19 protein-coding genes are annotated in these 17,488 nt (G+C 67.7%); 6 read left to right on the top strand and 13 right to left on the bottom strand.

Translation table 11 applies throughout. From position 1 onward, the window contains the following. The first annotated feature begins 8 nt into the window (after positions 1-8). The 4 genes from Q0326_RS08570 (at position 9) to Q0326_RS08585 (ending at position 3,644) form a co-directional block, all read left to right on the top strand. On the top strand, positions 9-869 hold the full coding sequence (locus Q0326_RS08570) for a glycosyltransferase (RefSeq protein ID WP_298689163.1): 861 nt from the start codon (positions 9-11) through the stop codon (positions 867-869). 71 nt (positions 870-940) lie between these two features. Continuing rightward, complete coding sequence (locus tag Q0326_RS08575; RefSeq protein WP_298689165.1) at positions 941-1,867, top strand: ABC transporter ATP-binding protein; 927 nt, start codon at positions 941-943, stop codon at positions 1,865-1,867. After that, positions 1,864-2,637, top strand: coding sequence for an ABC transporter permease (locus tag Q0326_RS08580; RefSeq protein WP_298689167.1), 774 nt, complete (start codon positions 1,864-1,866; stop codon positions 2,635-2,637). Before Q0326_RS08575 ends, Q0326_RS08580 begins: the two co-directional genes overlap by 4 nt. Then, the gene (locus Q0326_RS08585) at positions 2,634-3,644 is read left to right on the top strand and encodes a zinc transporter ZntB (RefSeq protein WP_298689169.1); all 1,011 of its coding nucleotides are present in this window, start codon (positions 2,634-2,636) and stop codon (positions 3,642-3,644) included. Before Q0326_RS08580 ends, Q0326_RS08585 begins: the two co-directional genes overlap by 4 nt. Here Q0326_RS08585 and Q0326_RS08590 read toward each other — a convergent pair whose 3' ends face one another. The 12 genes from Q0326_RS08590 to Q0326_RS08645 form a co-directional block, all read right to left on the bottom strand. Next, positions 3,645-4,286, bottom strand: coding sequence for a DUF1109 domain-containing protein (locus tag Q0326_RS08590; RefSeq protein WP_298689171.1), 642 nt, complete (start codon positions 4,284-4,286; stop codon positions 3,645-3,647). Beyond that, on the bottom strand, positions 4,276-4,779 hold the full coding sequence (locus Q0326_RS08595) for a sigma-70 family RNA polymerase sigma factor (protein ID WP_298689218.1): 504 nt from the start codon (positions 4,777-4,779) through the stop codon (positions 4,276-4,278). Before Q0326_RS08595 ends, Q0326_RS08590 begins: the two co-directional genes overlap by 11 nt. Before the next feature lie 86 nt (positions 4,780-4,865). Continuing rightward, positions 4,866-5,735, bottom strand: coding sequence for a phenylalanine 4-monooxygenase (phhA, locus tag Q0326_RS08600; RefSeq protein ID WP_298689173.1), 870 nt, complete (start codon positions 5,733-5,735; stop codon positions 4,866-4,868). Positions 5,736-5,889: 154 nt separating this feature from the next. Beyond that, positions 5,890-7,983, bottom strand: a complete 2,094-nt coding sequence (gene ligA, locus Q0326_RS08605) for an NAD-dependent DNA ligase LigA (RefSeq protein WP_298689175.1) — start codon at positions 7,981-7,983, stop codon at positions 5,890-5,892. Positions 7,984-7,986: 3 nt separating this feature from the next. Continuing rightward, positions 7,987-9,018 carry a tRNA preQ1(34) S-adenosylmethionine ribosyltransferase-isomerase QueA gene (queA, locus tag Q0326_RS08610; RefSeq protein WP_298689177.1) on the bottom strand — a complete coding sequence of 344 codons (1,032 nt, stop codon included), beginning with the start codon at positions 9,016-9,018 and terminating at the stop codon, positions 7,987-7,989. 210 nt (positions 9,019-9,228) lie between these two features. Continuing rightward, positions 9,229-9,966: a peptidylprolyl isomerase gene (locus tag Q0326_RS08615; protein WP_298689180.1), complete on the bottom strand. Its 738-nt coding sequence runs from the start codon at positions 9,964-9,966 to the stop codon at positions 9,229-9,231. A gap of 75 nt (positions 9,967-10,041) precedes the next feature. Beyond that, positions 10,042-10,569 (bottom strand): pantetheine-phosphate adenylyltransferase, encoded by a 528-nt coding sequence (coaD, locus tag Q0326_RS08620; protein ID WP_298689182.1) that lies wholly within the window; start codon positions 10,567-10,569, stop codon positions 10,042-10,044. A gap of 10 nt (positions 10,570-10,579) precedes the next feature. Beyond that, complete coding sequence (locus Q0326_RS08625) at positions 10,580-11,479, bottom strand: polyprenyl synthetase family protein (RefSeq protein ID WP_298689184.1); 900 nt, start codon at positions 11,477-11,479, stop codon at positions 10,580-10,582. Between the two features lie 7 nt (positions 11,480-11,486). Next, complete coding sequence (locus tag Q0326_RS08630) at positions 11,487-11,735, bottom strand: exodeoxyribonuclease VII small subunit (RefSeq protein ID WP_298689186.1); 249 nt, start codon at positions 11,733-11,735, stop codon at positions 11,487-11,489. Between the two features lie 62 nt (positions 11,736-11,797). Then, positions 11,798-12,478, bottom strand: coding sequence for a cell cycle transcriptional regulator TrcR (locus Q0326_RS08635; RefSeq protein WP_298689220.1), 681 nt, complete (start codon positions 12,476-12,478; stop codon positions 11,798-11,800). 111 nt (positions 12,479-12,589) lie between these two features. After that, entirely contained in the window at positions 12,590-13,207 is a 618-nt protein-coding gene (locus Q0326_RS08640) for a glutathione S-transferase family protein (protein ID WP_298689189.1), read from the bottom strand. Between the two features lie 93 nt (positions 13,208-13,300). Beyond that, a complete protein-coding gene (locus tag Q0326_RS08645; RefSeq protein WP_298689191.1) occupies positions 13,301-14,302 on the bottom strand; it encodes an NAD(P)H-quinone oxidoreductase in 1,002 nt (333 codons plus the stop codon). A 73-nt stretch (positions 14,303-14,375) separates the two neighbouring features. On the opposite strand from Q0326_RS08645, the gene Q0326_RS08650 reads away from it, so the two are divergent. Together Q0326_RS08650 and clpA are read left to right on the top strand one after the other, a co-directional pair. Continuing rightward, entirely contained in the window at positions 14,376-14,573 is a 198-nt protein-coding gene (locus Q0326_RS08650) for a DUF1192 domain-containing protein (protein WP_298689193.1), read from the top strand. A gap of 137 nt (positions 14,574-14,710) precedes the next feature. Further along, a complete protein-coding gene (clpA, locus tag Q0326_RS08655) occupies positions 14,711-17,020 on the top strand; it encodes an ATP-dependent Clp protease ATP-binding subunit ClpA (protein WP_298689196.1) in 2,310 nt (769 codons plus the stop codon). Between the two features lie 99 nt (positions 17,021-17,119). Here the strand turns inward: clpA and Q0326_RS08660 are convergent, their stop codons facing one another. After that, positions 17,120-17,419 carry a hypothetical protein gene (locus Q0326_RS08660; protein WP_298689198.1) on the bottom strand — a complete coding sequence of 100 codons (300 nt, stop codon included), beginning with the start codon at positions 17,417-17,419 and terminating at the stop codon, positions 17,120-17,122. Positions 17,420-17,488: the final 69 nt, after the last annotated feature.

The following is a 17,488-nucleotide window of genomic DNA, read 5'->3' on the forward strand; positions in this document are numbered from 1 at the left end:
ATGTCACGATGAGCGCTCTTTCCGTACTCACCATCGTCCGCAATCGGCAGACGCATCTCGACCAGCTCGTCGAAGGGCTTCGACGCAGCGACCGTCGCCCCGACGAACTCGTCATCGTCGACATGAGCGACACGCCGGTGACCGTGGCGGCCGCCGACTTTGCGATCCGTATCGAGCGGCTCGATGGCAGCGCGCTTCCGCTCGCCGCCGCGCGCAACCGCGCGGCCGCGCTCGCCGCGTTCGACCGGCTGCTGTTCCTCGACGTCGACTGCATTCCGCTCGCCGCCTGCCTAGGCCGGCTCGGCGAGGCACTGGACCATGAGGACGCGCTGCTCTGCGCCGACATCCGCTATCTCGGTCCCGGCGACGCCGCGCCGGGCTGGACCGAGCCTACCCTGCTCGCCGACGGCGCGTCGCATCCCGCGCGTATCTTTCCCGCTGAGGGCGTGCGCCGCGAGGACAATCCCGGCCTGTTCTGGTCGCTCGGCTTCGCCATCCGGCGCGAGACGTTCCAGGCGCTTGGCGGCTTCGACGAGCGCTATGTCGGCTATGGAGCCGAGGATACCGATTTCGGCGTCCGCGCGGCCGGCGCCGGTCTGCCGCTGCTGTTCGTCGGCGGCGCGATCGCCTGCCACCAGCATCACGACAGCCATGAGCCGCCCGTCCAGCATCTCGCCGACATCGTCCGCAACGCGCGCCGCTTCTACGCGGTGCACGGCTGGTGGCCGATGCCGGGATGGCTCGAGGCGTTTGCCGACATGGGGCTTATCGACTGGCAGGACGCCACGATCGAGATGCTGCGCCTGCCAAGCGAGGCCGAACGGCGCGCGACGCTGGTGCGACCGATTGAGGTCGTTGCGCTGGCATAATGGAGCGGCGATCCTATCTGACGGGCGGGGCTGCAGCCATCGCGTCCGATCCTGCACCCCGGGGAACCCGCATGCCGCCGATCCTGACGATTTCCGCGCTCAGCAAACATTATAAATCCGGCCAGAAGGCCCTCGACGGCGTCGATCTGACGATCGAGCGGGGCGAGATCTTCGCGCTGCTCGGCCCCAACGGTGCGGGCAAGACCACGCTGATCAGCATCGTCTGCGGCACGGTGACGAAGAGCGGCGGCACGATCACCGTCGACGGACATGATCTGGCGACCGACGTCCGCAGCGCGCGACGGGCGATCGGGCTGGTGCCTCAGGAGATTGCGGTCGACATCTTCGCGACCGTATGGGGCACCGTCACCTTCAGCCGCGGTCTGTTCGGCCGTGCGCCCGACCCGGCCTATCTCGAGCAGCTGCTGCGCGACCTGTCGCTGTGGGAGAAGCGCGACAGCCGGATCATCGAGCTGTCGGGCGGGATGAAGCGGCGCGTGATGATCGCCAAGGCGCTCAGCCACGAGCCCGATCTGCTGTTCCTCGACGAGCCGACCGCGGGTGTCGACGTCAATCTGCGCCGCGACATGTGGGCGCTGGTCCGCAAGTTGCGCGACAAGGGCGTCACCATCATCCTCACCACCCATTATATCGAGGAGGCCGAGGAGATGGCGGACCGCGTCGGCGTGATCGACGGCGGCAAGCTGCTGCTCGTCGACGACAAGGCGGCGCTGATGCGCAAGCTCGGCAAGCGCCGGCTGACGCTTGCCCTGCAGCAGCCGATGGCCGCGCTGCCGAACGCGCTTGCCGACTGGTCGCTCGCGCTCGAGGACGGCGGCAGTCGCCTCGTCTACAGCTTCGATGCGGAGGCCGACGACACCGGCATGCCGAGCCTGCTCCATCGGCTCGGCGAACTCGGAATCGCCTTCAAGGACCTCGACACCAGCCGGAGTTCGCTCGAGGACATCTTCGTCGGCCTGGTGGAGCGCGCGGCATGACCCGAGGTCTCAACGTCCACGGCATCTGGGCGATCTACCGCACCGAGATGGCGCGCACCGTCCGCACCGTCTGGCAGAGCATCGCAACGCCGGTGATCACCACGGCGCTCTATTTCATCGTATTCGGCGGCGCGATCGGGTCGCGCATGCAGCAGGTCGGCGGGGTCGGCTACGGCGCGTTCATCGTGCCCGGGCTGATCATGCTGACCCTGCTCACCCAAAGCATCTCGAACGCCTCGGTCGGCATCTACTTCCCCAAATTCACCGGCACGATCTTCGAGATCCTGTCCGCGCCCCTGTCCGCGATCGAAGCGGTGATCGCCTATGTCGGCGCGGCGGCGACCAAGTCTGTCATCATCGGGCTGATCATCCTCGTCACCGCGACCTTCTTCACCGAGGTCCATATCCTGCATCCGCTGTGGATGGTGGCGTTCCTGCTGTTGACCTCGATCGCGTTCAGCCTGTTCGGTTTCATCATCGGAATCTGGGCGAAGAATTTCGAGCAGCTGGCGATCATTCCGTCGCTGATCGTGACGCCGCTGACCTTCCTCGGCGGTGCCTTCTACTCGATCGACATGCTCCCGCAGCCGTGGCGGACGGTCAGCCTGTTCAACCCGGTGGTCTATCTGGTCAGCGGCTTCCGCTGGAGCTTCTATGGGCTCGGCGACGTCGGCGTGGCCGCCAGCCTCGGCTTCACCGCCGGCTTCATGGCGCTGTGCCTGATCACGCTCTGGTGGATCTTCCGCACCGGCTGGCGGCTCAAGCCGTGACCGCGGCGGATCCGGATGTCGGGACGATAAAGCCCGACGGACCGGTCATCTTCGCCCGCGCGCTCGACCGGGACGGCGCGACGCATGCCGTGGGGTGGGACGCGGTCCGCGCCTGGAGACCCGCGCAGGAGGGCGACGTTCTCTGGGTTCATCTCGATCGCAATGGCGACGGCGTGGGCGACTGGCTCCGCGATGGCCTCGGGTTGTCGGCGGCGACCACCGATGCGATCACGTCCAACCAAAATAGGCCCCGCGCCTTCCGCGAGGGCAATGCGCTCGCCACCATCCTGCGCGGGATCAACGGCGAGAGCGACGCCGACGACGACGATCTCGTCGCGATCCAGATCTGGGCCGATGCGAGCCATGTCGTGACGCTGCGCCGTCGCCGCCTGCAGGCCCCGAAGGATGTGCTCGCCGAGATCGAGGCGAGCGACGACAGCGTCACCGCGGGCGATCTCGTCACGCGGTTGGTCGAGCAGACCGTCGCGCGGATCGGCACAGTCGTGCTCGACATGAACGACCGGATCGATCAGCTCGAACGCGACTGCGAGGGGCCGCGCACCGAGGACGTGCTCACCGCCATCTCGCAGATCCGCCGCAAATGCCTCTCGCTAAAGCGTCACATGTCGCCCCAGCACGATGCGCTCAACCATATCGCGCGCAACGCTCCGGACTGGCTGAGCGAGGACAATCGCGCGGCGATCCGCGAGACGATCGACCAGCTCCACCATTATCTCGAGGATATCGACGTCACCAAGGAGAGCGTGATCGTGCTGCAGGACGATCTCAACAATCGCGCCGCCGCGCAGACCAACAAGACCTCCTATCTGCTGTCGATCGTCGCCGCGATCTTCCTGCCGCTCGGCTTTCTCACCGGTCTGCTGGGCATGAACGTCGGCGGCCTGCCCGGCACGCAGGCGCACGATGCCTTCTGGATCACCTGCGGCGCGATGGCGGCGCTGGTCGGCGTCCAGATTTTCGTGTTCCGCAAGCTGCGCTGGCTCTGACTACCAGCGTGCGATCCGCGGCACGACCAGTCGAGTAGCGAGCGCCACGCCGCCGCATCCGATCAGATACCAGAGCATGATGTAGAGCGGATCGTCGGACGGGCAGGCGAAGGCGAACACGAACGCGCCCCACGCCCCGCCACCGATCCCCACCGCCAGCGCGGTCGCGGCACAGTCGGTTGGCGCGCCGCATCGTGCGAGCCACGCTAGGATCGCGACCGCCGGCAGCGCCAGCAGCACCATCTTCGCGACGCACTGCACGCCGTGGTGCCAGTCGACGCGATCAGCGAGGCTCTCGACGATCGGATGGGAGAGCATGAGATAGGCGCCGGTCGCAAGGACGACAAATAGCGCGGCCCCGAGCCATTGCAGGCCGCGCCGCGGCGAGCGGTCGGGCGCCAGCGCCGCGATCGCAGTGACGGTGCCGATCGCCGCGAGCAGCGCGAGGCTGAGCAGCTTCCACCACAGTACGGGCTCCGCCATCGCGAGGTAGAAATCCGGGCGCACCAACCCCGCCGCCAGACACAGCAGCAGCTCGATCCCGCCGACGAGCGCGAGCAACGCCAGCTCCCGCCGCGGCGCACGGGGCCCCACCGCGCGCAACTCCATCGTCAACCCGGCAATGAGATCGTCAGTCGACATGCGCCTGCCTCTCCACGATCGCAGCGAGCTTCGCCAGCCCGCGATGAATGTTGACCTTGACCAGCGCGCCCGACTGCCCGGTCCGCTTCGCCGCTTCCTCGATGCTGAATCCGTCGATCTTGACCAGGCGGATCACCGCCGACTGTGCGGGCTTCAACTCCGCCATCAGCCGGTCGAGCAGCGTCGCGCTCAGCACCGCGCTCTCGTGATCGCCGACCGCGATGTCGTCGTCGAGCACATCGGTGCGCGCCCGGCCCATGCTGCGCAACCGATCGATCCACTTGTAGCGCGCGACCGCGTTGAGCCAGGGCCGGAACGGGCGCGTGCGATCATAGGTATGGCGTTTCTCGTGGATCGCAATCAGCGTATCCTGCACCGCATCGTCGACGAAGGCGGGCGGCAGGCGGCGGGCGTAGAAGCGTTCGAGCCAGCGGCGCAGGCCGTCGAGCAGGCGGCGATAGGCGATCCCGTCGCCATCCTGCGCGGCGGCCATCAGCCGGCCCCATTCGTCGTCGGCCGGCAGCCGCGATCCTGTTGTAGGCTCCTGCGCGAGGCTCGTCGTCGACACAGCGCGGCGCGCTAGGCGACCTCGGCCCGCGCCGCGGCATAATCCTGCGTACCGCGCGTCAGCAGCACGTCCGCGTCGAGCAGGTCGGCCGGGCCGAGATCGGGGAGGTCCGCCAGCCGCGCATAGAGCGGCGCAAAGTCGGTTTCGACGGTCTGGCGGAGCAGGTCCTCGAAGCTGTCGATGACGAAATAGACCTGCTGATAGTCGTCGATCCGGTAGCGCGTCCGCATCACGCGCTCGAGATCGAAGACGATGCGATTGGGGCTGGGATCGTCGAGCGCGAAGCGGCTTTCGCCGAAGCTCGAGACGATGCCCGAGCCGAACAGCCGCAGCCCCCCGGCCTCGCGTACCAGCCCGAACTCCACCGTATACCAATAGAGCCGCGCCAGCTTGTCGAGCGAGCCGAAGCCGAGCGAGCGCAAGCCGCCGCGCCCATAGGCCGCCATGTAGTCGGCGAAGACCGGATCGGCGAGCATCGGGACATGGCCGAACACGTCGTGGAAGACGTCAGGCTCCTGCAGATAGTCGAGCTGATCCCGCCTGCGGATGAAATTACCCGCGACGAAGCGGCGGTTGGCGAGATGATCGAAGAACACCGCGTCGGGCACCAGGCCCGGCACCGCGACGACCTGCCAGCCGGTCGCCGCCATCAGCCGTTCGTTAAGCTCGGCATAGTCGGGGATACCGGGCTTGGAGAGCCGCAGCACGTCGAGGCCACGCAGATAGGCCGCGCACGCACGGCCGGGAAGCAGCGCGGACTGGCGCGCGAACAGGATGTCCCAGGTCTCATGGTCCTCGGCGGTGTACGCCGCCCAATCCTGCGGGACGGTCCAGTCGGCCGCAGCGCCGTGCGGGGGATGATCGAATGCGTGGTCAGCCATACGCACACGGTAACGTGTGATACGGAATATGCGAGTCGCTTGGCAGCGCTTCACGGGTTCCCGGCGAAAGCCGGGGCCCAGGCCCGCACGAAGATGCAAGCGCAGCGCACGATAGCAAGGTGGGGCCTGGACCCCCGCCTGCGCCGGGGAACAGCTACCCCGCCCGCGCCACGATCTCCGCCCATTCCTCCTCGGTCGCGATGCGGATGCCGAATTCGGCCGCCTTCTTGAGCTTCGATCCCGCATCGGCACCCGCGACCACCAGATCGGTTGCCTTCGAGACCGAGCCCGCCGCCTTGGCACCAAGCCGCTCCGCCTGCGCCTTGGCCTCGTCGCGCGACATCGTGACCAACTTGCCGGTGAACACGATGGTCTGCCCCGACACCTCCGAGGCCTGCGTCTCGACCACGAACGGCGGCGGCGTCACCTCCGCCAGAAGATCGTCCCACAGCGCGACGTTGTGCGGTTCGTGGAAGAAGTCGGCGAGCGCATGGCCGACCGCAGCGCCGACATTCTCGACGCCGATATGCTCCGCCACCGCCTTGTCGAGCCGGTTGCGGAAGCGCGCGTTGGTCTCGCCGAGGACAGGCTGGGTCGCGTCGCGCACGCCGATGATCTCGCCGGCCAGCACCGCGATCGCGGGCAGCGTGGCGTAGCGCTTGAGCAGGTCGCGCGCGGTGACGATGCCGGTGTGGCGGATGCCGAGCCCGAACAGCAGCCGCGCGGCATCGGGGGCGCGCTTGGCCTCGATCGCGGCGAGCAGCTTGTCGACCGACACCGCCTTCCAGCCTTCGCGTTCGAGCAGTGCCTCGCGGTGGGCGCTCAGCCGAAAGATATCGGCGGGCTCCTTGATCCAGCCGAGCGCGAGGAATTCATCGATCGTCTTCTCGCCCAGCCCGTCGATGTCGAGCGCGCCGCGGCTGACGAAATGGCGCAGCCGCTCGAAGCGCTGGACCGCGCAGATCAGCCCGCCGGTGCAGCGGATGTCGACCTCGCCCTCCTCGCGCACCGCTTCCGAGCCGCACACCGGGCAGTGGGTGGGATAGACGAAGGCCGGGCGCTCTTCGTCGCGGGTGAGCACCTCGACGATCTGCGGGATGACGTCGCCCGCACGCTGGATCAGGACACGGTCGCCGGGTCGCGCGCCAAGCCGCTCGATCTCGTCGGCATTGTGCAATGTCGCGTTGGACACGACCACGCCGCCGACGGTGACGGGCTCGAGCCGCGCCACGGGGGTCAGCTTGCCGGTGCGGCCGACCTGAATGTCGATCGCGTTGAGGATCGTCTGCGCGCGCTCGGCCGGGAATTTGTGCGCGATCGCCCAGCGCGGCGCACGCGCAACCTGACCCAGCCGCTGCTGCCAGTCGAGCCGGTCGACCTTGTAGACGACGCCGTCGATGTCGAAGGGCATGGTCGCGCGCCCGGCCTCGATTTGACGGTAATGCGAGAGCGCGTCGGCCGCCGACGTGCAGCGCACGAGCAGGTCCGACACCGGCAGTCCGAAGGCGCGGATCGCGTCCATCACGCCGAGTTGGGTCTCGCCCGGCACCGCCGACGCCTCGCCCCAGCCATGCGCGAGAAAGCGCAGCGGACGCGCGGCGGTGATCTTGGCGTCCTTCTGGCGCAGCGACCCGGCCGCGGCGTTGCGCGGATTGGCGAACACGCGGGTACCGGCCAGCGCTTCGTTGAGCGCGGCGAAATCGGACTTCGCCATATAGACCTCGCCGCGCACCTCGAACACGTCGGGCGCCTCGCCCTGCAACGTCTCCGGAATGTCGGCGATGGTGCGGACATTGGCGGTGACGTCCTCGCCGATCGCGCCGTCGCCGCGCGTGGCGGCCTGCACCAGCCGCCCTTGCTCGTAGCGCAGCGAACAGGACAGGCCGTCGATCTTGGGTTCGGCGGTGAGCGCCACCTCGACATCGTCGGGCAGCGCCAGGAAGCGTCGCACCCGCGCGACGAACTCCTCGACCTCCGCGTCGGCGAAGGCATTGTCGAGGCTGAGCATCGGCTTGGCGTGCGGCACCTTGGCAAGATGCCCGCTCGGCGCCACCCCGACCTGCCGCGCAGGCGAATCGGCGCGGACCAGATCGGGATAGGCCCCCTCCAGCGCCGCATTCTCGCGCATCAGCGCATCATAGTCGGCATCGCTGATCTCGGGCGCGTCCTGATCATGATACAGGCGATTGTGCCGTGCGATCTCTGCGGCGAGAATGGCGAGGCGGTCGGCGGCTTGATCAGGCGTCATGGCTCAGCCTTGTGGCAAGAGCAGGCTCGAATCGCCATAGCTGTAGAAGCGATAGCCGCCCGCAATCGCATGCGCATAGGCCGCCTGCATCGTCTCGAGCCCCATCAGCGCCGAGACCAGCATGAACAGCGTGGATTTGGGCAGGTGGAAGTTGGTGACCAGCCCGTCGATCGCGCGGAAGCGATAGCCGGGGGTGATGAAGATCGACGTGTCGCCGTCGAACGGACGGATCACGTCATCCTCGCCGGTCGCGCTTTCGAGCAGGCGCAGCGACGTCGTGCCGACCGCGATCAGCCGACCGCCGCCGCTACGCACCGCGTTGAGCCGATCGGCGGTTGCGGCATCGATGCGCCCCCATTCGGCGTGCATGCGATGGTCGGCGGTGTCGTCCGCCTTGACCGGCAGGAAGGTGCCCGCGCCGACGTGGAGCGTCAGCGTCTCGTGGGCGATCCCGGCGGCGGCGAGCGACGTCATCAGCGCCGGGGTGAAATGCAGCGCCGCGGTGGGGGCGGCGACCGCCCCGGGCCGGTCGGCGAACATCGTCTGATAATCGTCGGCGTCGCGCGCGTCGGTCGGGCGCTTGGCGGCGATATAGGGGGGCAGCGGCATCCGCCCTGCCCGCTCCAAGAGCAGCTCGACGGGCTCGTCGCCCGCGAAGCCGAGCAGCCAGCTGCCGTCGTCCGCGCGCGCGCTGGCGACCGCGGTCACCTCCGCGCCGAAATCGATCCTGTCCCCTTCGCGCAGGCGGCGGCCGTTGCGCACGAAGGCGCGCCAGTCACGCGGCCCCTCGCGCTTATGGAGCGTAGCCCCGATCTTCGCATCGCCGCGCCAGCCTTCCAGCTGGGCAGGGATGACGCGGGTGTCGTTGAAGACGAGGCAGTCGCCGGCGCGCAGCATCGCCGCCAGCTCCGAGACGACATGGTCCGTCCGCGCCGCACCGTCGACGACGAGCATCTTCGCCGAATCGCGCGGCGATGCAGGGCGCAGTGCGATGGACTCGGCCGGCAGGTCGAAGTCGAACAGATCGACACGCATGGTTTGAAGCGCCCTCTCGATCGCGCCGGGTGATTTCCACATTGCCGTTGCGAGCGCCGCGAAGCAAATCGCCGCCCAAGCGCCGGGCCCGGTTGCTTCGACGTCTCGCGCCTCGCGCTGGCGAAGAAGCGGGTCACGCGCGATCCGCTACCGCCGGTCGGCTAGTGCCGGGCTACGTCACCCCGGCTCGCTGCCGGATCGGCCGTCCTGTCAGCTCTTCGGCGTGCCCGACGGCGGCGGCGTCATCGGGCCCGAGGGCAGCGCGGCGGGTACCGCGGCGACCGGCGGCAAGGGCGGCGGCGGCGTGTTGGCGGCGGGGTCGCTGGCGACGATCGCGCGCACGATCCGGGTCGGGTTCGCGGGCGGCTCGCCGCGCTGGATCGCGTCGACATAGGGCATGCCCTGCACAACGCGGCCGAACACCGTATAATGGTTGTCGAGCTTCAGCATCGGCTGGAACATGATATAAAATTGGCTGTTCGCGCTGTTCTCGGCGGCGGCGCGGGCGGCCGCGACCGCGCCGCGGACGTGCGGCAGGTCGTTGAACTCGGCGGGCAGGTCGGGCAGCGTCGATCCGCCCTCGCCGGTGCCCTTGGGATCGCCGCCCTGCGCCATGAAGCCGTCGATCACGCGGTGGAACATCAGGCCGTTGTAGAAGCCCTGCGCCGACAGCGCTTTGATCCGCTCAACCGTCTTGGGCGCTTTGTCGGGGCGCAGCTGGATCACGACCCGGCCGCCGTCGGACAGATCGAGATCCCAGGTGTTGTCGGGGGTCAGCGGCGGCGGCAGGAAGGCGTTGACGTCGTTCGCCTGTGCGACCTCGTCGGCCGCCCGCAGCTTGTCCGCCTTGGGGGGCTTCGGCTTGTGCGTCTTGGCATCGGCGGCACCGACCAGCAGGAGGCCGGCGGAAAGGGTTGCCAGGAGGATATGGGCGGGAACGAACTTCATAGGTCGGCCGGGCTCCGGAATGCGGCAGGCGCATGGGCTGATTGTCGCTGCCCTAGCTGAAGCAGCGGCACTTTCCTATCGCTGAACGGCGCCATCGCCCTTGACGCCAATCCGCGCGACGCGCTCACCGACTTCGCGGGCGACGGTGCCCGGCACGAACGCGCTGATGTCGCCGCCATAGAGCGCGATTTCCTTGACCAGCCGCGAGGCGATCGGCTGCAGCGCGACATCGGCCATCAGAAACACCGTCTCGATGGTACGATCGAGCTGCTGGTTCATCCCCGCCATCTGATATTCATATTCGAAATCGGCGACGGCGCGCAGCCCGCGCACGATCACCGAGGCCTTTTGCGCGCGCGCAAAATGCATCAGAAGGCTGTCGAAGGCGACGACCTCGATCGCGGCATGGTCGAGCCCCGCCGTCTCGCGCCGTACCATCGCCAGCCGCTCGTCGAGCGTGAACATCGGCGACTTGGACGGATTGGTCGTCACGCCGATCACGAGACGGTCGACGAGCCCTGCGGCGCGGCGAATGATGTCCATGTGCCCCAGCGTCACCGGATCGAACGTACCTGGATAGACGCCGATACGGGGTCCGTTCACAGCCGGTTCCTCAATGGTCGCGTTCGACGATGTAACGGGCGATCTCGCGCAGAAGATCGGCCTCCTGGCCGAAGGCGGCGAGATGCGCGATCGCCTGGTCGACGAGCATCGTCGCCTGCGCGCGGGCGCGCTCGACGCCGAGCAGCGAAACGAAAGTGGCCTTGCCGGCCTGCGCGTCCTTGCCGGTCGCCTTGCCGACCACCGCGGCGTCGCCTTCGACGTCGAGCAGATCGTCGGCGATCTGGAAGGCCAGACCGATGTCACGCGCATAGGCGCGCAGCGAGCGGCGGCCCTCGGGCGGGACATGGCCCAGGATCGCGCCCGCCTCGAGGCAAAAGGCGATCAGCGCACCGGTCTTGAGCTGCTGCAGCCGCGTCGTCGTCGCGAGATCGAAGCGCGTCTCCTCGGCGGCGAGATCCATCATCTGCCCGCCAGCCATGCCCGACGGGCCGCTCGCGCGCGCCAGTTCGAAGCCGAGCTCGGCGCGGACGAAGGGATCGGGATGCGTCGCCGGATCGGCCGCGACCTCGAACGCCAGCGCGTGCAGCGCGTCGCCGGCAAGCACGCCAAGCGCCTCGCCGAACTGCTTGTGCACGGTCGGCTTGCCGCGGCGCATGTCGTCATCGTCCATGCACGGCAGATCGTCGTGGATCAGGCTGTAGACGTGGATGCACTCGATCGCGAGCCCCGCGCGGATCGCGCTGTCGAAGCTGACGTTGAACAGCACCGCGCTCGCATAGACCAGCAGCGGCCGCAGCCGCTTGCCGCCGCCGATCGCGGCATGCCGCATCGCCTCGTACAGCACGTCGCGCGGGTCGCCCGGCAGCGTAAGCGTGCGATCGAATTGCGCGTCGATCTCGACCGCGACGGTCTGCATCGCTTCGGCAAGGGTCAGCGGCGCTCTATTCATGACGGGATCACTCGGCATCGAAGGACCTGAGCGCGGCGGGCGTACCGTCACTACCCAGCTGGATCTGGTCGATACGCGCCTGCGCCGCTTTCAGCCGCGCCTCGCATTGCGCGCGCAGCTTGTCGCCCTCGCCATAGAGGGCAATCGAGGTCTCGAGCGGCACGTCGCCGCTCTCGAGCTGCTGCACGATCGCCTCGAGCCGCTTCAGCGCGTCCTCGAAGCTGAGTTCCGCGATGCGGTCGCTAGTGTCTGCCATGGCGCCGCTTGTGACGGCGGCCACCGGGTGGGTCAAGCCGCTGCCGGGCTGCATTTCGCCGCTCAGCGCCGGAACGGGTCGACCACGCCCTCGGGCAGGCTGTAGCTCGGCCGCGGTGCGCTGGGATCGCCCTCGGGCTGCTCGACCGGCGCGCGCTGCGCGGCGTCCCGCTGCGCGCGCAACTCCTCGATCAGCGCGGCGCGATCGCCGGGCAGGCGATCGTCGACCGGCGCCTCGATGCCCGCCGCCTTGGCCGCCTTCGCGATCGCCGCGTCGAGCTCGCGCTGCGAGCATAGGCCGAGCGTCACCGGATCCTTGGGGGTGATGTTGGCGATGTTCCAATGCGAGCGGTCGCGGATCGCGCCGATCGTCGTGCGCGTCGTGCCGATCAGCTTGCCGATCGCGCCGTCCGAGACCTCAGGGTGATTGCGCACGATCCAGGCGATGCCGTCGGGCTTGTCCTGGCGCTTGGAGACCGGCGTATAGCGCGGGCCCTTGGTGCGACGGACCTGCTCGGGGCCCTTGGCCATCTGCAGCTTGTAGTTCGGATTGGCCTGACCCTTGTCGATCTCCTCCTGCGCCAGCTCATGCGCACGCACCGGATCGCGGCCGGTCAGCTTGGTCGAGGTCGTGTCGTCGGCGATCGCCTGGATCTCGAGGATGTGAAGGCCGCAGAATTCCGCGATCTGCGGGAAGCTGAGCGAGGTGTTGTCGACCAGCCAGGACGCGGTCGCATGGGGCATGAGCGGCTGGGACACGAAAGTTCTCCGACGGATAAAGAAACGGCCGCCCCCAGCGGGAGCGGCCTGTGCATGGCATCGAATGTAATGCGCGGCGCGGCGCGGGGCAAGCGCTTAGGCGTCGAAGCCGATATGGCCCGGTTGCGCGGCCACGCGCGCGCACCACGCGGCGACCGCCGGCCAGCGCGCCAGATCGAAGCCGCCCTCGCCGGCGACATGCGTATAGGCATAGAGCGCGATGTCGGCGAGCGTCAGCCGCTCGCCGACGAAGAAGGCATGGGTTTGCAGATGCGTGTCCATCAGGTCGAGCGCGGCGTCGCCCGCGGCGCGCTTGCCCGGGATGAGCGCGCGCTGCGCCGCGCTGAGCTGGTCCTCGCCGACGAAGGCGCGCCAGAAGCGCAGCGTCGCGACATTGGGCTCGTGACTATATTGTTCGAAGAACATCCAGCGGAACATGTCGGCGCGCTCGAAGCGATCGCTGGGGATCAGCGACGCGCCGTCGGCGAGATAGACGCACGCGGCGCCGCTCTCGGGCAGGAAGCGGTCGCCGATCTGGAGCACCGGGATACGGCCGTTGGCGTTGACCCTCGCCAGGAATTCGCGCGTCCGGGTCTCACCCTTCAGCACGGCATAGCTGCGCCGCTCGATCGGCACGCCGACATGCGCGGCAACCAGCCGGATCTTGTAGCAATTGCCCGAAATCGGGTCTTCGTGAAGGATCAGCCTGTCCATGCCCCTCTCCCATCCGTCATGGTACCGCGCCCGCTCGCGGCACGCTCCGGAGCATGCCCGCGAAACCGGTTCACGAACAGGCGGGCGAAGACATCATGCCATCGTCAGCACGATCTTGCCGACATGGTCGCCGCCGTCCATCCGCGCGTGCGCCTTGGCGGCGTCGGCGAGCGGGAAGGTCATGTCGATTACCGGCTTGAGCCGCCCCTCGATCACATGCGGCCACACCACCTGCGCGAGTTCGTCCGCGACCAGCGACTTGAAGCCGACGTCGCGGCCGCGGAGCATCGAGCCGCTCAGGGTCAGCCGCTTCGCCATGATCTGCGCGATATTGATCTCGGCCTTCATCCCGCCCTGCACCGCGATCGAGACGTGGCGGCCGTCCTCGGCAAGGCAGGCGAGATTGCGCGGCAGATAGTCGCCACCGACCATGTCGAGCACGGCTTGGACCCCCTTGCCGCCGGTAATCGCCATCACCGCCTCGACGAAATCCTGCGTCTTGTAGTTGATCGCGTGCGCTGCGCCGATCTCGAGCGCGCGCGCGCATTTGTCGTCGGTGCCGCAGGTCACGATCACGGTGAGGTCGAAGACCTTGCCGAGCGCGATCGCCATCGTCCCGATCCCGCTCGTCCCGCCATGGACGAGCACGGTGTCGCCCTCGACCGCATAGGCGCGCTCGAACAGGTTGGACCACACGGTGAACAGCGTCTCGGGGATCGCCGCGGCCTCGACCATCGTCAGCGCAGGGGGCACCGGCAGGCACTGGCCGACGGGCGCCACGCAATATTCGGCATAACCGCCGCCCCAGACCAGCGCACAGACCGGCTGGCCGAGCATCGACGCATCCGCCCCCTCGCCCACCGCAGCGACGGTACCGGCAATCTCTAGACCAAAGATTGTCGGCGCGCCGGGGGGCATCGGATAGCGGCCGAGGCGCTGCAGGACGTCGGGCCGATTGACCCCGGCGGCGGCCACTTTGATCAGCAATTCGCCCGCCGCGGGCGAGGGCACGGGCCGCGTGACCGGCTGGAGGACGTCGGGGCCACCGGGCGCATCGGGATCGATTGCGACCATCGTATCAGGCAATTGCGCCACATTTTCCCCCGTTCGCGCCAAACCGCGCGCCGCGTTTATTGACAGACGTCCGGATCGGGTCAACGTTGCATCCATGGACAGCGAGGAAATCCTGCCGAGACGTGCCGACGACCCCGTCGCCGCGCTCGCACGCCAGGATCTCGATCCCTTCTCGGTGGAAGACCTCGAGGCGCGCATCGCCGCCCTCGAAGCCGAGATCGTCCGTGTTCGACGAAAGCTTGAAAGCGCCGTTAACCATCGCGCAACCGCGGATGCCCTATTCAGGCGATGAGGACAGCCCGCTCCCCGAGCGGCGATCGCACGAAGCCCCGCTCCGGGGTGGGCATCCTTGATGAAACGGGTTCGCCTCCCGACATATCCGGGACGGTGGCACGCTTCGTCGGGCCACCGCCTAGGAGTCGATAGACCATGCCCAGTTTCGCTCGTGACCTCGAAACCACCCTTCACAACGCGCTGGCCGCTGCCAGCACGCGCAAGCATGAATACGCCACGCTCGAGCATCTGCTGCTCGCGCTGATCGGCGACGAGCATGCCGCCCAGGTCATGGCGGGCTGCGGCGTCGAGCTGTCCGAGCTTCGCGACGCCGTCACCCATTATCTCGATACCGAACTCGACGCGCTCAAGACGGACACCGAAACCGATCCGTCGCCCACCTCCGGTTTCCAGCGCGTGATCCAGCGCGCCATCCTCCACGTGCAGTCCTCCGGTCGCGAGGAGGTGACGGGCGCCAATGTGCTCGTCGCGCTCTTCTCCGAGCGCGAGAGCTATGCGGTATATTTCCTGCAGCAGCAGGACATGACGCGCCTCGATGCGGTGAGCTTCATCAGCCACGGCGTCGGCAAGGGCACCCAGCCAACGGAGGCACGTGACGTGAAGGGCGCAGAGGACGACAAGCCGCAAAAGGCCGAGCCGAAGGCGAAGGGCGACAGCGCGCTCAAGCAGTTCACCGTCAACCTGAACGACAAGGCCAAGGACGGCCGGGTCGATCCGCTGATCGGCCGCCATGCCGAGGTGGATCGCACGATCCAGATCCTCTGCCGGCGGTCGAAGAACAACCCGCTCTATGTGGGCGATCCCGGCGTCGGCAAGACCGCGATCGCCGAGGGTCTGGCGCGCAAGATCATCGAGGGCCAGGTGCCCGAGGTGCTCAAGCCCGCGGTGATCTACTCGCTCGATATGGGCGCGCTGCTTGCCGGCACGCGCTATCGCGGCGATTTCGAGGAGCGGCTCAAGCAGGTCGTCTCCGAGCTCGAGAAGCTGCCGCACGCGGTGCTGTTCATCGATGAGATCCACACGGTGATCGGTGCCGGCGCCACCTCGGGCGGCGCGATGGATGCCTCGAACCTGTTGAAGCCCGCTTTGTCGGGCGGACAGATCCGCTGCATCGGCTCGACCACCTACAAGGAATTCCGCAACCATTTCGAGAAGGACCGCGCGCTGCTGCGGCGCTTCCAGAAGATCGACGTCAACGAGCCCTCGGTCGAGGACACGATCAAGATCATCACCGGTCTGCGCCCCAGCTTCGAGGCGCATCACCACCTCAAGTACACGGCGGATGCGATCAAGTCGGCGGTGGAGCTGTCGGCACGCTACATCAACGACCGCAAACTGCCCGATAAGGCGATCGACGTGATCGACGAAGCCGGCGCGATGCAGATGCTGGTGCCCGAGAACCGCCGCAAGAAGGTGATCGGCACGCGCGAGGTCGAGGCGGTGATCGCCACGATGGCGCGCATCCCACCCAAGTCGGTGTCGTCCGACGACAAGAAGGTGCTCGAGACGCTCGAGACCGATCTCAAGCGCGTCGTGTTCGGCCAGGCCAAGGCGATCGAGACGCTCGCCTCGGCGATCAAGCTGTCGCGTGCGGGTCTGCGCGAGCCCGACAAGCCGATCGGCAACTATCTCTTCTCGGGGCCGACCGGCGTCGGCAAGACCGAGGTCGCGCGCCAGCTCGCTGAGATATTGGGCATCCCGCTCCAGCGTTTCGACATGTCCGAATATATGGAGCGCCACAGCGTCTCGCGGCTGATCGGCGCGCCCCCGGGCTATGTCGGCTATGATCAGGGTGGCCTGCTCACCGACGCGGTCGACCAAAATCCGCATTCGGTGCTGCTGCTCGACGAGATCGAGAAGGCGCATCCCGACCTGTTCAACATCCTCCTGCAGGTGATGGACAACGGCAAGCTCACCGATCATCACGGTAAGACGGTCGATTTCAGGAATACCATCCTGATCATGACGACCAATGCCGGCGCGTCCGACATGGCGCGCGAGTCGGTCGGCTTCGGCAATCTCTCCCGTGAGGGCGAGGACGAGGAGGCGGTGAAGAAGATGTTCACCCCCGAATTCCGCAATCGTCTCGATGCGATCGTGCCGTTCGGCTATCTCCCGCCCGAGGTCGTCTCGCGCGTTGTCGAGAAGTTTATCCTCCAGCTCGAGTTGCAGCTTGCCGATCGCAACGTCCACATCGCGCTCGAGGACGACGCGCGCGACTGGCTGACCGCCAAGGGCTATGACAAGCTCTATGGTGCCCGCCCGATGGGCCGCCTGATCCAGGAGAAGATCAAGCAGCCGCTCGCCGAGGAACTGCTGTTCGGCAAGCTCGTCAACGGCGGCGAGGTCCGCGTGAAACTGAAGGACGACGCGCTCGCCTTCGAGATCACGCCCGGCGCGCCCAAGGCGAGCAAGGGCCGCAAGACGGTGGCCGCCAAGGCCTAACCGTCGACCGTCCCAAAACCAAAAACGGCCGGGCAGCGATGCCCGGCCCTTTCTATGCGGGTGGGCCGTCCGGGCGCGGAGGCCCGGCCAACCCCGCGATCAGCAGCCGCGACGGTGCCGCGTGTGCGACTTGTCGAGATGGCGACCCAGCAGGGCGCCACCGACGCCGCCCGCAGCCGTGCCGAGCACGCCTCCACCGACCGCATTGCCGATCAGCGCGCCGCCGACGCCACCTGCGATCGTGCCGACCGCACCATTGCCGCCGCCGCAGCGATGGCGATAATGGCCGCCGCGACCATGATAATAATGATGATCGTAGGCGAGCGCCGGGGTCACCGGAACCACCGCGGGCGTCGCCGTGATCGCGAGCAGGGCACCTAGGACGAGCTTGTTCTTCATATCATTCTCCATCGTGACGCAGCCGTAACGCATATGCCATGTTCTGGTTGCCCGATCATGTCGATCGGC

This window comes from uncultured Sphingomonas sp., assembly GCF_937859915.1.
Lineage (GTDB): Bacteria > Pseudomonadota > Alphaproteobacteria > Sphingomonadales > Sphingomonadaceae > Solisphingomonas.